The sequence below is a fragment of the Anaeromyxobacter sp. Fw109-5 genome (genome assembly GCF_000017505.1).
Lineage (GTDB): Bacteria > Myxococcota > Myxococcia > Myxococcales > Anaeromyxobacteraceae > Anaeromyxobacter.
In genome coordinates this window covers 1,233,372-1,247,084 of sequence record NC_009675.1, presented here as the reverse complement: position 1 = coordinate 1,247,084, position 13,713 = coordinate 1,233,372, and the positions used below count along the sequence as shown (strand labels likewise).

Sequence of the window (13,713 nt, the reverse complement as noted above, 5' to 3'; positions counted from 1 at the left end):
GAAACCCCTGCCGCCGTGGGGCATGTTCGACGCCCACACCCTAGAAAGCGGGAAGGCCGGAATGATCAAGGCGGACGAGATCTGGCTCGACGGCAAGCTGGTCGCCTTCGACGAGGCGAAGGTCCACACCCTCACGCACGCGCTGCACTACGGCATCGGCGTGTTCGAGGGCATCCGCGCCTACCGCGGCGCCGACGGCCGCCCCGCCGTATTCCGCCTGCGCGAGCACGTCCAGCGGCTCTTCGACTCCGCGCACATCGTGCTGATGGAGATCCCGTACTCGATCGAGCAGATCGAGCAGGCGTGCATCGCGACGCTCAAGGCGAACAAGCTCGACGCCGGCTACCTCCGCCCGCTCGCCTTCTTCGGCGCGGGGTCCATGGGCGTCGGCGCGGTGAACCCGGTGCAGGTGATGGTCGCCGCCTGGCCCTGGGGCGCGTACCTGTCCGAGGACGGGCTGAAGCGCGGCATCCGCGCGAAGGTCTCCTCCTTCACGCGCATGCACGTGAACGTGAACCTGGTCCGCGCCAAGATCTCGGGCCAGTACGTGAACTCGTTCCTCGCGAACCGCGAGGCGGCGCTGAGCGGGTTCGACGAGGCGATCCTCCTCGACACCGAGGGCTACGTCGCGGAGGGCTCGGGCGAGAATCTCTTCATCGTGAAGAACGGCGTGCTCCAGACGCCGTCGCTCTCCTCTCCCATCCTCGCCGGCATCACGCGGGACACCGTGCTGCGCATCGCGCGCGACCTGGGCGTCCCCATCCGCGAGGAGAAGTTCACGCGGGACACCATGTACCTCGCCGACGAGCTCTTCATGACCGGCACCGCCGCCGAGGTCACCCCGGTGCGCGAGGTGGACGGCCGCCGCATCGGGCGGGGCGAGCCGGGGCCGGTGACCAAGAAGATCCAGGACACCTTCTTCCGGGCCGTGCGCGGCGAGGAGCAGCGCTACCGGGAGTGGCTCACGACGTACTGAGTCGTACGGCTCTCGCGGGCCCTCGGGGTACCGCGCGAGGGCACACGCCGCCGAGCGCTCGGGCGCCGGCGGCGTTTCCCTTTTGGGGCGCGCGCCCTCGCTCGTTCATGCCCGCGGGGACGCCATCGACGCGGCGTGTCCTGCCGCCCACGACGCAACTCCGCGAAACCTCGGCGACATCTACGCTCGGCCGCCCCGGGCCCACACGACCAGGCGAGCGGGTGGAACAAAACCGTGCGAGTGCCCGTTTCATCGGCCGGAGGCGCTAGGCGGTTGACGATTCGCGAAGCGTTCGGCTAGATTGCGCCCCGTTTCCGCTCAGGATGACCTGAGAATCACCCCAGAAAACATGAACTTGAGGCTGGTCACCGGGTGAGGTTCCCCGCGAGGACCGCCGGGGCTCGAGGAGCACGAAAGATGCGGACCCGATACGTCGACATCGACGATCGCATGGAGGACCTCGCCGACCGGATGCGCGCCGCTCCGGACTTGGCGGCGGACTTCCTCCAGAAGTACGAGCTGTCGTGGCTGTACCACGAGAACGCGCTCGAGGGCGTCGTCTACACGCCCCAGGAGCTCGCCACGGCGCTCGCGAACCAGCCGCTCGCCGACGCGACGTTCGTCTCCGCCCTCACCGCGCTGCGGAACCACAAGACGGCGCTCGACCTCGCCCGCGAGGAGGCGAAGGCGAAGAGGCCCAAGCTCACCGTGGCGCTGGTGAAGCGGCTCAACGAGACGCTCTGCGGCGGGCCCGAGAAGACACCGCCCGACTTCCGCAAGGACATGCCCCTTCACCGGGCGTACTTCCATGAGATCGCGCAGCCCGCCAAGATCCCCGCGCTGCTCGAGAAGGTGCTCGAGGCGACGGAGTCCCCGGAGTTCCGCCACCTCCACCCCGTCCAGCAGATCGCGCGCCTGCAGCACGGGTTCATGCAGGTGTTCCCGTACACCGATCAGTCCGGCCGCATCGCCCGCCTGCTCGCGAACCTGCTCCTCGTGCACGCCGGCTACCCGCTCCTGCTCATCGTCCACTCGACGGATCGGCAGCGCTACTACGAGTCGCTCCGGCTCACCGAGTCCTCGCTGCGGGACCTGTCGATCGAGGCGCTCGACAACGCACTCACCCAGGCGGAGAAGCACTTCGCTGGCGCGAGCATGAGGACCCGCAAGGCCGCTCGCTGAGCGGTCGAGCAGCGCCTCCCGCGACAAAATGGCACCCGTCCGAGTCGCTCCGGACGGGTGCTTTTTCGTCATCTAGGGTCATGCAGCGTGCCCCTGCGCGCTCCAGCGCGGGCTCGCACGACGGACAAGCGTGCGCGTTTCTTGGGCTTTCCGCCCCCCGCGGGGCGGAAGGAGCGAGCATGGCGGGGTGGCGTCCGCCTATTGTATAGATGCGCGCCCGTATGCTCCTGGGAGCCCATGAAGGCATCGCCGGCGGAGTCTCGACCGCCTTCACCCGCGCCGAGGCGGACGGGGCGGACTGCCTACAGATCTTCACCCGCAACGCGCGGGGGTGGGCGGCGAAGCCTCTCGAGGCCGAGGAGATCGCCCGCTTCAAGGGCGAGGCGAAGCGGACGAAGCTGCCCACCGCGGCCCACTCCTCCTACCTCATCAACTGCTGCTCCGAGGACGCCGACATCCGTCGCAAGAGCTGGGCCGGCCTCGCCGACGAGCTCGGCCGCTGCGAGGCGCTCGGCATCCCGTCCCTGATCTTCCACCCGGGCAGCCACTGCGACGAGGCCGAGGGGATCCGGCTCGTCGCCGAGGCGATGGAGCGGGCGCTGGACGCGGTGCCCGGGAAGGCGCGGCTCCTCGTCGAGACCACCGCCGGCCAGGGGAGCAGCCTCGGCTGGCGCTTCGAGCACGTCGCGGCCATCCGCGACGCCGTCCCGGCCGCCAAGCGCCGGCGCGTCGGCGTCTGCGTCGACACCTGCCACGTGTTCGCGGCCGGCTACGACATCACCCACGAGGCGGGCTATCACCGCACGATCGAGGAGCTCGACCGGGTGGTCGGCCTCGCGAACGTCCGCGCGTTCCACCTCAACGACTCGAAGAAGCCGCTCGGGTGCCGGGTCGACCGGCACGAGCACATCGGAGAGGGCGCGATGGGGATCACCCCGTTTCGCTTCCTCGTGAACGACGCCCGGTTCGCGGAGCTGCCCGGGTTCGTGGAGACCGAATCGCGCTGGAAGGAGAACATCGAGGTGCTCCGCGGCCTCGTGCGACGCCGATGAAGGCACCCAATCCCATGCGCCACCCGAACGAAGAGCCCGCGCGATCGCGCGCGCGGCCACCGGTCCGCTCCACGCGGATGTCGCTCTACCCGCGCCACGTCGCGGGCACGAAGGCGAAGCTCGATCGGCTGATCGAGTACGCCCGCTCCCACAAGCGGGGGCTCATCCTCACCCACGACAACCCGGATCCCGACTCCATCGCGGCGGGCGTCGCGCTCGCCTACCTCCTCGACAAGCTCGCGGGCGTCGAGGCCATCGTCGCCTACGGCGGCATCGTGGGCCGCGCCGAGAACCGGGCGCTGATCCGCGTGCTCAAGCTGCCGGTGGTCCCCATCTCGCGCGTGGTGTTCGACGAGTACGACCTCATCTGCATGGTCGACACCCAGCCGGAGCAGGGAAACCACTCGCTGCCCGCGCGCCACTTCCCGGACGTCGTCATCGATCACCACCCGGAGCGGCCCGACTCGCACCTCGCGCCCATCGCGGACGTCGGCGGTCCCCTGGGCGCCACGTCGACCGTGCTCGCGGAGTACTTCCGCGCGAGCGGCCTGAAGATGCCGCCCGATCTGGCGACCGCGCTCTTCTACGGGATCAAGGCGGACACGCGCGACCTCGGCCGGCAGACCACGGACCAGGACGTCGAGGCGTACCTCTGGCTCTTCCCGATGGCGGACAAGGACGCCCTCGGCGACATCGAGCACCCGAAGCTCCCCGAGGACTACTTCCGCCTCTACCACGTGGCGATCGAGAAGGCCCACGTGTACGAGGACGAGGTCGTGATCTGCGACCTCGGCGAGATCTACACGCCCGACATGGTCGCGGAGATCGCCGAGCGCTTCATGTACCTCGAGGGCATGCGCTGGTCGCTCGCCTTCGCCGAGTACGAGGACCAGCTCTACTTCTCGGTCCGCACCGGCGACCGGCGGATGAACGCCGGCAGGCTCATCCGCGAGGTGATCGAGGCGAAGGGCGGCTCGGCCGGCGGGCATGGGACCATGGCGGGGGCCCGGCTGCCGATGAAGGGCCTCTCCGTCGCCGCCCGCAAGCGGCTGCGCGACGAGGTCGTGCGCAGCTTCCTCGACGCGTTCGGCGTCAACGCGCGCAAGGTCCGGAAGCTCGTTTGAGCTCGGCGGCGCCGCGCCCACCGGACCGCCGGGCGGCGGAGGGGGTCGCGTGATCTACCTGGACCACAACGCCATCACGCCGATGCGGCCGGAGTCGATCGCGGCCGTGCGGGCCGCGCTCGAGGTGTTCGGGAACCCGAGCTCCGTCCACGCCGCCGGCCGGGCGGCGCGCGACCTCCTCGACGGCGCCCGCGCGCAGGTGGCCTCGGCGATCGGCGCCGCGGCGGCCGACGTCGTCTTCACGAGCGGGGCGACCGAGTCCGCCGCCCTCGCGCTGCGCGGCGCGCTCGCGGGGGCGCCCGCCGGACGGCGCCGGCTCGTGGTCACCGCGGTGGAGCATCCTTGCGTGCTCTCCCTCGCGCGCGCGCTCGAGCGGGGGGGGACGCCGCTCACGGTCGTGCCGGTCGATCGGCGCGGGCTGATCGAGCCGCAGCGCTTCCGCGCCGCGCTCGGGCCGGACGTCGCCCTCGCCTGCGCGATGCGGGCGAACAACGAGACCGGCGTCCTCCTGCCCGTCCCCGAGCTGGCGGCGGCGGCGCGCGAGGCCGGCGCCCTCTTCTTCTGCGACGCGGTGCAGGCAGCCGGCAAGATCCCGCTGGACGTCCGCACGCTCGGAGCGGACCTCGTCGCGCTCACCGCCCAGAAGTTCGGCGGCCCGCGCGGCGCGGGCGTGCTGTGGGTCACCCCGGGCCTCCCGCTCGCGCCGCTCGCGGGCGGCGAGCAGGAGCGCGGGCGCCGGCCGGGGACCGAGAACCTGCCCGGCATCGCCGGCCTCGGCGCGGCCCTGATGGCCGCGTGCGCGCGCCGGGAGGAGGAGTCGGCGCGCGTGGCGGAGCTCCGCGATCGGCTGGAGGCTGGGCTCCTCGCGCGCGTGCCGGGCGCCCGCGTCAACGGCGCGGGCGCGCCGCGCCTGCCCGGGACGGCCTCGGTGACGTTCGAGGGCTGCGACGCCGAGGCGCTGCTGATGGCGATGGACGTGGACGGCCTCTGCGCGAGCGCGGGCTCGGCCTGCCACTCCGGCTCGACGAAGCCCTCCGGCGTGCTCCTCGCCCTCGGCCTCACCGAGGCCGAGGCCCGGAGCACGATCCGCTTCTCCCTCGGCTGGACCTCCACCGCCGAGGAGGTGGACCTCGCGCTGCGGATCGTCCCTCCGCTCGTGGAGCGGGTGCGGCGCGCCATCCCGGCCTGACGGTCTCCTCAGGCACGCGCGCCGAGCTCGCCTTCGCGAGTCGCGACGGGCGCGCGCCGCTGCCACGAGGCCGGCGGGCGCGCGCTCGCCCTCCCGCGTCCGGGGGCCTGCCCGGCGTCACTCCGCGCCGAACAGCCCCCGCACCACGGCGGCGATGGCGAGCTCGGTCCCCACCGCGGGATCGTAGAGGCCGGCGACCTCGCGGGCGACGTCCGCCGCGCTGGGCCAGCGATCGCGCGGATCGGGGGCGAGGCAGCGCAGCACCAGCGCGTCGAGCTCGAAGGGCAGCTCCGGGCGGACCTCCGAGGGCGCGCGCAGGCGGCCGGCCAGGATCCGCTGCCCGACCTCGTTCACGTCGCGGCCGGGGAAGGCGCGCGTGTTCGTGAGCAGCTCGAAGAGCACCGCGCCGAGCGCGAAGACGTCCGTCCGCGGGGTGGGCGGCTCACCGCGGATGAGCTCCGGGGCGAGGTACTGGACCTTCCCGAACGCGCCGGGCGCCCGGCCCGCCGCACCCGCCGCTCGCGCCACGCCGAAGTCGCCCAGCTTCACGGCGCCGAGCCGGGAGACGAACACGTTCGAGGGGGAGACGTCGCAGTGGACGATGCCGAGCGGCGCCCCGGCCTCGTCGCGCCCCTCGTGCGCGTGTGCGAGCGCGCCGGCGACGACGTGGCCGACGTAGCAGCCGAAGTCCACCGGGAGCAGGATGCGGCGCGCCGCGCACCGAGCGAGCACCTCGCGCAGGTTCCGCCCGTCCACGTACTCCATCACGAGGAACGGAACGCCGTCGGCGACGCCGGTCTCGAGCACCTCGACGATCGCCGGATGCCGGAGCCGGCGCGTGACGGCCGCCTCCTCCGCGAGGAGCGCGACGTGCTCCGGGTCGCGCGCCAGCTCGGGCAGGAGCCGCTTCACCGCGGCGGTCCTCCCGGCGTGCGGGCCGTGCCGGGCGACCGCGCGAAACACCTCCGCCATGCCCCCGCGCCCGACGAGCGCCTCGAGGGCGTAGCCCGCCAGCTCGGGAACGCTCACGCGGCCGTCCGTGCGCCGAACGGCGCCGCGCCGGTGGGGGTGTAGCCGAGCGTACGAAAGGGTGCCCGCACGGGGGGACTCTACCCGTGGAGGCTGACGTCATCGCTTGACAGTCCCCGCCCGCCCGCCTACGATTGACTCGTAAAAACGCCGCGCGTTCTGCGGTGTTAGCTCTTTTTTCTTGATCTAAATCTGCCCCTGCCGAGCTCGTGATTGGGCCCCGCGTCGTTTGGGCCGACTTTGTCCAAAGCGGAGCGCCCGCCCACGTCCATGAGCAAGCTCCCAGCTGCGAGGGAGAAGCCTACGGACGCTGGGTCTTCGGGTGCCCCACCTGTAGAAATACAGGTCCAAGCAACCGGGCCACACGGCTCCACGCGGGGGCTCTTTTTTTGCCCGGGGAGGCGATCCTGAGCGCGACGGGCCTCACGCCGGTCGAGGAGAAGCGCGCCCTCCGCGCCGCCGTGCTCGCCGCCCGCAGCGCCCTTCCCGCCGCCGACCGTCTCGAGCGATCGCACGCCATCGCGCAGCGACTCGAGGAGGTCCCCTGCTTCCGCGACGCACGCACGCTCGCGCTCTACGCCGCGCTCGGCGCGGAGGTCGACGCGAGCGGGATCGCCGCCGGCGCCGCCTCGCGCGGCGTCCTGCTCGTCTACCCTCGCATCGTCCCCGGCGACCGCCGGCTCGCCTTCGCGCGCTGTGCGCCCGAGGCCCTGGTGCGCGGCCCGATGGGCGCGCTCGAGCCGCCCGCCGAGGCTCCGCCCGTTCCGCGCGACGCGGTCGACTGCGTGCTCATGCCGGGCGTCGCGTTCTCTCCCGACGGCCATCGGCTCGGGCGCGGCGGCGGCTACTACGACGCCACCCTCGAGGCGATGCCGCGCGCGGCGCGCGTCGGCCTCGCCTTCGATCTCCAGCTCGTGCCGGCGCTGCCCGCGGAGGGGCACGACGCGCGCCTCGACGCGCTCGTGACGGAGGCGAGGGTGCTCCTGTTCCGCCGAGAATCCCGTTGACGGAAGCCCCTCCCGCTTGCGACACCTCCGGTGCCTTGAAGGTCCTGTTCCTCGGAGACGTGTTCGGAAAGCCCGGCCGGCAGGCGGTGCAGCGGCTCGTCCCGCGGCTCATCGCGCGCGAAGGGCTCGATCTCGTGATCGCCAACGCCGAGAACTCGGCGTCGGGGATCGGCGTGACGCCCGACACCGCCGACGAGCTCCTCGCGGCGGAGGTCGACCTCCTCACCAGCGGCAACCACATCTGGTCGAAGCGCGAGATCGTCCCCTACCTCGAGCGTCCGGGCAGCCGCCTGCTCCGCCCGGCCAACTACCCCCCGGGCACGCCGGGGCGGGGCCGCGCGGTCGCCACGACCCCGGACGGGCGCCGCCTCGGCGTCGTGAACCTCGAGGGACGGGTGTTCATGCGCTCGCTGGAGGACCCGTTCCGCGCGGCGGAGGCGGAGATCGCCGCGCTCCGCGCCGAGGGCGTGAAGGCCATCCTCGTCGACATGCACTGCGAGGCGACGAGCGAGAAGAACGCCATGGGCCACTTCCTCGACGGGCGGGTCTCGGCGGTGCTCGGGACGCACACCCACGTGCAGACCGCCGACGCGCGCGTCCTCGCCGGCGGCACCGCCTTCATGACGGACGTCGGCATGTGCGGCCCCTGGGACTCCGTCATCGGCGTGAAGAAGGAGCTCGTCGTCGAGCGCTTCCTCACCGCGCGGCCGGTGCCGTTCGAGCCGGCGAAGCGCGACGTGTGGCTGCAGGGCGCCGTCGTGGAGATCGACGACGAGACCGGCCGCGCGCGGGCGATCGCGCGCGTGCAGGAGAGGCTGGAGGAGAGCTAGCGATGGACTCGACCGCGAAGCTGAGGAGCGCGACCCCGGAGGAGCAGTTCCAGGAGGTCACCCGCGCCGCGGTGGACCTGCACGTCGAGAAGGATCTCCGCGCGCGGCTGCAGAAGGCCTACGACACGGGCGTGCCGCTGCGCGTGAAGGCGGGCTTCGATCCGACCGCCCCGGACCTGCACCTCGGCCACACGGTGCTCCTCTCCCGGATGCGCCGCTTCCAGCAGTTCGGGCACACCGTCATCTTCCTCATCGGCGACTTCACGGGGCTCATCGGCGATCCCACCGGCCGCAACTCCACGCGGCCGCCGCTCACGCCCGAGCAGATCGCGCAGAACGCGGAGACCTACAAGAAGCAGGTGTTCAAGATCCTCGACCCGGCCGCGACGGAGGTCCGCTACAACTCCGAGTGGCTCGGCGCGATGGGCTTCGCCGACGTCATCCGGCTCGCCTCGCGCTACACCGTCGCGCGCATGCTCGAGCGCGACGACTTCAAGAAGCGCTACACCGGCAACGTCCCCATCAGCGTCCACGAGTTCCTCTACCCGCTCGCGCAGGCGTACGACTCGGTGGCGCTGAAGGCCGACGTGGAGCTCGGCTCCTCCGACCAGCTCTTCAACCTGCTCGTCGGCCGCGCCATCATGCCGGACTACCAGCTCACCCCGCAGATCGTGCTCACCGGCCCCATCCTCGAGGGGCTGGACGCCAAGCTCGATCCGGAGTCCCGGCGGATCGTCGGCAACAAGATGTCGAAGTCGCTCGGCAACTACGTGGGGGTCGCCGAGGCGCCGGAGGAGCAGTTCGGAAAGCTCATGAGCGTCAGCGACGACCTCATGTGGCGCTACTACGAGCTCCTCTCCGACCGCACCAGCGCGGAGATCGCGGCGCTGCGCGCCGGCCACCCGAAGGACGCGAAGATCGCGCTGGCCAAGGAGATCGTCACCCGCTTCCACGGCGCCGACGCGGCCACGCGCGCGGAGGAGCACTTCGCCCAGGTGCACGCCCGCCGCGAGGTGCCCGACGAGGTGGAGGAGCGCGCCGTCGCGCTCGACGGCCAGGCCGCCCTGCCTCTCGCGCGGCTCCTCGCCGACGCCAAGGTGGTCGCCTCGGGCAGCGAGGCGCGCCGGCTCATCGCCCAGGGCGGCGTCTCGGTGAACGGCGAGCGCGTCTCGGACGAGAAGGCGACGCTGGGCGCGGGCGAGTGGCTCGTGAAGGTGGGCAAGCGCCGCTTCGTGCGGCTCAAGCTGGCCTAGGTGCCGTCGGCGCTGTACCTCCCGTACCTCGGCTCCCCGGCGGCGCGGCAGGTGGCGATCACCACCCCGCTGCGCGTGGTGCGGGTGCCGGCGAGGGTGAACGCCGCCGCCACCGCGCCGGAGCCGAAGAGCCGCATCGATCCTCCTCCACGGCGCGGAGGCGCCGGCTTGGGATCCAGGACCGCCGGGGCGCGGCGCGCTCATCGGCCCCCTAGGGGGGCGGGTCAGCGCGTGCGGCGCGAGGCGCCCGTCTTCGCCTTCGCCTTCCCGGCGGTGGAGGCCTTCGCCGGCGCGCGCCGCGCGGGCTTCTTCGGGGTCTGGGTCTGGGTCTGGGTCAGGGTCGGGGCCGGGGTCGAGGTCGAGGTCGAGGTCGGGGTCGAGGTCGAGGTCGGGGTCGAGGTCGAGGTCGAGGTCGGGGTCGGGGTCGCGTTCGCGGTCGGGGCAGCGCGCGCGGCCGCCCGCCGGAGCCCCTTCCCCAGCACGTACACCTCGTAGCTCGACTCGCGCACGGCCTCGGGACGGATGACGTGCACCTCGTCGAAGCGCGCCTGGAGCTCCTTCTTGAGCACCGGGAACTCGCCGCCCATGAAGACCTTCGCCACGAAGGCGCCGCCCGGCGCGAGCGTCTTCTCGGCGACGTCGAGCGCCATCCGCACGAGCTCGAGCGAGCGCGCCTCGTCGGTGATCTTCACCCCGATGGTCTTCGGGGCCATGTCGCTCGTGACGAGCTGGAAGGGACCGGCGTGCAGGGTGCGGATCTGGTCGAGCGCGCCGGGCGAGAGCAGGTCCACGATGGCGGTCTTCACCCACGGCTTGCCCAGGCGGCGGACGGGCTCGAGGTCCACCCCGACGGCGACGCCCGTCTCTCCCACCTCGTCCGCCAGGATCTGGAGGAAGCCGCCCGGCGCGGCGCCGAGATCGAGGACCGCCTGCCCCTTCCTCAGCAGTCGGTGGCGCCGGAGGATCTCGTCGATCTTGAAGGCGGAGCGGGCGCGCAGCCCTTCCTTCTTCGCCTTGCGGTAGTAGAAGTCCTTGGGATCGTAGGGCTTGGCCATGGCGCTCGATTTGCCGCCCCCCGGCGGCGGCGGGTATCCTGCGCGCTCCCGCAGAGCAGTCAAGCCGACATGTCCCGCACCAAGACCGCCGTGCTCTGCGCCGTCGCCCTCGCCGGGCTGGCCGTCTCCGTCCGCTCGACCCTGCGCGTGCGGGTCCTCGATCAGCAGGTCAAGGCCGCGCTGAGGACCGGGCAAGCGGAAGGCGCCTCGTTCGTCGAGACGCTCCGCGGGGAGCACGCCGAGCGGCAGCGGCTCGCGCTCGACCGCCGCCGGGAGGTCGCCCTGGCCCTCGCGCGCGCCCGCCGCGACCGGCTCCTCGGAGCCCTCGCGATCGCCGGCGTTGCGCTCGTTTACGCCGCCGGGCGCGTGCTCTCGCGCCTCGCCCAGGAGGTCGAATCGGACCACCTGCACGTCGGGCCGGGCGCCGAACGCGGACCGGATCGGTCCTGACCTGCGGCAAATGTCGATTGGAAAGGTCTGGATTTTCCCCAACAATTTCGCGGGGCCACGCTTGACTCGGCGGCGGCGGCCAGGGCATAAGGTCGCTGCAACCCACCGCCTCGCTAACGGCGAAACGAGAGGATCGAAGAGATGGCCCTGAAGATCACGGAAGAGTGCATCAACTGCGGCGCGTGCGAGCCCGAGTGCCCGAACACCGCCATCACGCAGGCCGATGACCTGTACGTCATCGAGGCTGCGAAGTGCACCGAGTGCAAGGGCCAGAACGACACGCCGGCGTGCGCCGCGGTCTGCCCGGTCGACTGCTGCGTCGCCGCGTAAGCGGACTCGGGCGGTGACTCCCGCGCCGGCCGTCCCCAGGGGACGAGCCGGCGCTTCGCTTTTCGTGGGACGGCCCGGCCGGGTGTCAGGACAGCGAGGGCGCATCGCGTATCCTGTCGGGCACCCGACGGCATGAGACCGGAGAGCGGCTGCCCCCGCGCCGCATCCTCAGGAGCATCAGATGGCGACCAAGATCACGGACGAGTGCATCAACTGCGGCGCGTGCGAGCCCGAGTGCCCGAACAGCGCGATCACCCAGGGCGAGGACATCTACGTCATCGACCCGAACCTCTGCACCGAGTGCGTCGGCTTCCACGGCGAGGAGGCGTGCCAGGCGGTGTGCCCGGTGGACTGCTGCATCCCGGACGAGGAGAAGGGCGAGACCGAGGAGGTGCTCTACGCGCGCCTCGCGACCATCCACCCGGACAAGCAGTTCCCGCCGCTCGCCGAGCTCACCGCGGAGCTGTCGCGCTTCCGCAAGTAGCCCGGCCGGTCCGGCCTGTGGTCCAGAGCGCCCCGCCCGCCCTCGCAGCGCGCGGGGCGCCGTCGTCTTAGGTGGATCCTCCCGAGGGAGAACCGATGGAGACGCTCACCGGCGGCCGGCTCGTGGCGCGCATGCTGCGCAAGGAGGGCGTCACCACCGCGTTCACGCTCTCCGGCCTGCACGTCGCGCCGATCTACGCCGGCTGCGTGGACGAGGGCATTCGGCTCGTGGATACCCGCCACGAACAGGCCGCCGCGCACGCGGCCGACGCGTGGGCCCGGCTCACCCGCGGCGTGGGCGTGGCCATCGTCACCGCCGGCCCGGGCGTCACCGACGCCGTGACCGGCGTGGCGAACGCCTGGGCGGCGAACGTGCCGCTCGTGCTCCTCGGCGGCGCCGCGCCCTCGTTCAACCAGGGGCGCGGCTCGTTGCAGGAGATGCCGCAGGTCCAGCTCTTCGCGGGCATCACCAAGTGGTCGGACCGCATCCCCTCCCCCGAGCTCGTGCCGAGCTTCCTCGCGAAGGCCTTCCGCGTCGCGCGGGCGGGCCGGCCGGGCCCGGTCTTCCTCGAGATCCCCTGGGACGTCCTCTCGAACGGCGCCGACGAGGCGCTCGCCGAGGCGCAGGCTTCCTACCGCACCGACGCGCGGATGCCCGGCGACCCGCGCAAGATCGAGGAGGCGCTCGCGCTCCTCGCTCGCGCGGAGCGGCCGGTGCTGCTCGGCGGCTCCTCGGTCTGGTGGGACGGCGGCGTGGACGCGCTCGCGCGGCTCGCCGACCGCACCGGCATCCCGGTCTACCTGAACGGGATGGGCCGCGGCTGCCTCCCGCCGGATCACCCCTCCGCGCTCCAGCTCTCGCGCAAGGAGGCGCTCGCGCAGGCGGACGTGGTCGTCGTCGTCGGCACGCCGCTCGACTTCCGCGTGGGCTACGGCACCGAGCCCACCTTCGCCCCCGGCGCGCGCGTCGTGCAGGTGGACGTGGACGGCGCCGAGATCGGGCGGAACCGGCCCATCGACGTGGGCATCGTCGGGGACGCCCGGAGCGTGCTCGAGCAGCTCGAGGCGGGCGCGAGGCTCGCGCCCGCCGCCGAGGCGTGGCGCGCGTTCCTCCGGCAGCAGGAGACGTCGCGCGCCGAGAAGCAGCGGGGGTACGAGGAGAGCGACCAGCGGCCCATCCACCACTTCCGGCTCGCGAAGGCGCTCGACACCGTCGCGTCGCGCGCGGGCGACGTCACGTTCGTCGGCGACGGCGGCAACGTGGTCGCGGTGGCGGCGAAGGTCCTGAAGGTGAAGAAGCCCGGGCGCTGGCTCGACCCCGGTCCGCTCGGCTGCCTCGGGGTCGGCGCGCCGTTCGCGATCGCGGCGAAGCTGCTCGCGCCGGAGCGCCCGGTGTGCGTGATCCAGGGCGACGGGGCGTTCGGCCTGAACGGCTTCGACTTCGAGACCGCGGTGCGCTTCGGGCTGCCGATGGTGGTGGTGGTCGGCAACGACGCCGCCTGGGGACAGATCCTGGTCCCGCAGCGCGGCCTGTACGGCGACGACCACGCCGTGGCGACGAAGCTCGCGCCCACCCGCTACGATCGCGTGGTGGAGGCGTTCGGCGGCGAGGGGGAGCACGTGGAGGATCCGGCCGACCTCGTGCCCGCCCTCGAGCGCGCGTTCGCGTCCGGGACGGTCTACTGCGTGGACGTGGCGATCGACCCCGAGGCGGCGGCGGCGAGCGGGGCGGCGGGGTACGCGATCTAGGGCT

14 protein-coding genes and 1 pseudogene are annotated in these 13,713 nt (G+C 72.6%); 12 read left to right on the top strand and 3 right to left on the bottom strand.

Annotated elements, in window-relative coordinates; genetic code table 11:
• Positions 1-61: 61 nt before the first annotated feature.
• From ANAE109_RS05610 to ANAE109_RS05590, 5 genes are all read left to right on the top strand, one after another.
• Positions 62-976: a branched-chain amino acid transaminase gene (locus ANAE109_RS05610; protein ID WP_041448144.1), complete on the top strand. Its 915-nt coding sequence runs from the start codon at positions 62-64 to the stop codon at positions 974-976.
• 417 nt (positions 977-1,393) lie between these two features.
• Positions 1,394-2,158 carry a Fic family protein gene (locus ANAE109_RS05605; protein WP_011985415.1) on the top strand — a complete coding sequence of 255 codons (765 nt, stop codon included), beginning with the start codon at positions 1,394-1,396 and terminating at the stop codon, positions 2,156-2,158.
• Between the two features lie 221 nt (positions 2,159-2,379).
• On the top strand, positions 2,380-3,210 hold the full coding sequence (locus tag ANAE109_RS05600) for a deoxyribonuclease IV (RefSeq protein ID WP_041448143.1): 831 nt from the start codon (positions 2,380-2,382) through the stop codon (positions 3,208-3,210).
• The gene (locus ANAE109_RS05595) at positions 3,207-4,334 is read left to right on the top strand and encodes a bifunctional oligoribonuclease/PAP phosphatase NrnA (RefSeq protein WP_011985413.1); all 1,128 of its coding nucleotides are present in this window, start codon (positions 3,207-3,209) and stop codon (positions 4,332-4,334) included. Before ANAE109_RS05600 ends, ANAE109_RS05595 begins: the two co-directional genes overlap by 4 nt.
• A 49-nt stretch (positions 4,335-4,383) precedes the next feature.
• Positions 4,384-5,523 (top strand): cysteine desulfurase family protein, encoded by a 1,140-nt coding sequence (locus ANAE109_RS05590; protein ID WP_011985412.1) that lies wholly within the window; start codon positions 4,384-4,386, stop codon positions 5,521-5,523.
• A 117-nt stretch (positions 5,524-5,640) separates the two neighbouring features.
• Here ANAE109_RS05590 and ANAE109_RS05585 read toward each other — a convergent pair whose 3' ends face one another.
• Entirely contained in the window at positions 5,641-6,552 is a 912-nt protein-coding gene (locus ANAE109_RS05585) for a serine/threonine-protein kinase (RefSeq protein WP_011985411.1), read from the bottom strand.
• A 389-nt stretch (positions 6,553-6,941) separates the two neighbouring features.
• Here ANAE109_RS05585 and ANAE109_RS05580 point away from each other — a divergent pair, with 389 nt between their 5' ends.
• The 3 genes from ANAE109_RS05580 to tyrS are packed head-to-tail and all read left to right on the top strand — an operon-like array spanning position 6,942 to position 9,642.
• On the top strand, positions 6,942-7,559 hold the full coding sequence (locus ANAE109_RS05580) for a 5-formyltetrahydrofolate cyclo-ligase (RefSeq protein WP_011985410.1): 618 nt from the start codon (positions 6,942-6,944) through the stop codon (positions 7,557-7,559).
• A gap of 35 nt (positions 7,560-7,594) precedes the next feature.
• Positions 7,595-8,389 carry a TIGR00282 family metallophosphoesterase gene (locus ANAE109_RS05575; RefSeq protein WP_041448142.1) on the top strand — a complete coding sequence of 265 codons (795 nt, stop codon included), beginning with the start codon at positions 7,595-7,597 and terminating at the stop codon, positions 8,387-8,389.
• A 2-nt stretch (positions 8,390-8,391) separates the two neighbouring features.
• Complete coding sequence (tyrS, locus tag ANAE109_RS05570; protein ID WP_011985408.1) at positions 8,392-9,642, top strand: tyrosine--tRNA ligase; 1,251 nt, start codon at positions 8,392-8,394, stop codon at positions 9,640-9,642.
• Here tyrS and ANAE109_RS25215 read toward each other — a convergent pair.
• Positions 9,639-9,779, bottom strand: coding sequence for a hypothetical protein (locus tag ANAE109_RS25215; protein ID WP_158305869.1), 141 nt, complete (start codon positions 9,777-9,779; stop codon positions 9,639-9,641). The two genes, tyrS and ANAE109_RS25215, sit on opposite strands and share 4 nt — an antisense overlap.
• A gap of 291 nt (positions 9,780-10,070) precedes the next feature.
• Positions 10,071-10,697: pseudogene (locus tag ANAE109_RS05565) on the bottom strand (SAM-dependent methyltransferase); the annotation flags it as partial.
• Between the two features lie 69 nt (positions 10,698-10,766).
• Here ANAE109_RS05565 and ANAE109_RS05560 point away from each other — a divergent pair.
• The 4 genes from ANAE109_RS05560 to ANAE109_RS05545 all read left to right on the top strand — a co-directional run bounded on the left by ANAE109_RS05560 (position 10,767) and on the right by ANAE109_RS05545 (position 13,709).
• Positions 10,767-11,147, top strand: coding sequence for a hypothetical protein (locus tag ANAE109_RS05560; RefSeq protein ID WP_011985406.1), 381 nt, complete (start codon positions 10,767-10,769; stop codon positions 11,145-11,147).
• Positions 11,148-11,288: 141 nt separating this feature from the next.
• The gene (locus ANAE109_RS05555; RefSeq protein ID WP_011985405.1) at positions 11,289-11,477 is read left to right on the top strand and encodes a YfhL family 4Fe-4S dicluster ferredoxin; all 189 of its coding nucleotides are present in this window, start codon (positions 11,289-11,291) and stop codon (positions 11,475-11,477) included.
• Between the two features lie 181 nt (positions 11,478-11,658).
• Positions 11,659-11,961, top strand: coding sequence for a YfhL family 4Fe-4S dicluster ferredoxin (locus ANAE109_RS05550; protein WP_011985404.1), 303 nt, complete (start codon positions 11,659-11,661; stop codon positions 11,959-11,961).
• 95 nt (positions 11,962-12,056) lie between these two features.
• Positions 12,057-13,709: a thiamine pyrophosphate-binding protein gene (locus tag ANAE109_RS05545; protein WP_011985403.1), complete on the top strand. Its 1,653-nt coding sequence runs from the start codon at positions 12,057-12,059 to the stop codon at positions 13,707-13,709.
• Positions 13,710-13,713: the final 4 nt, after the last annotated feature.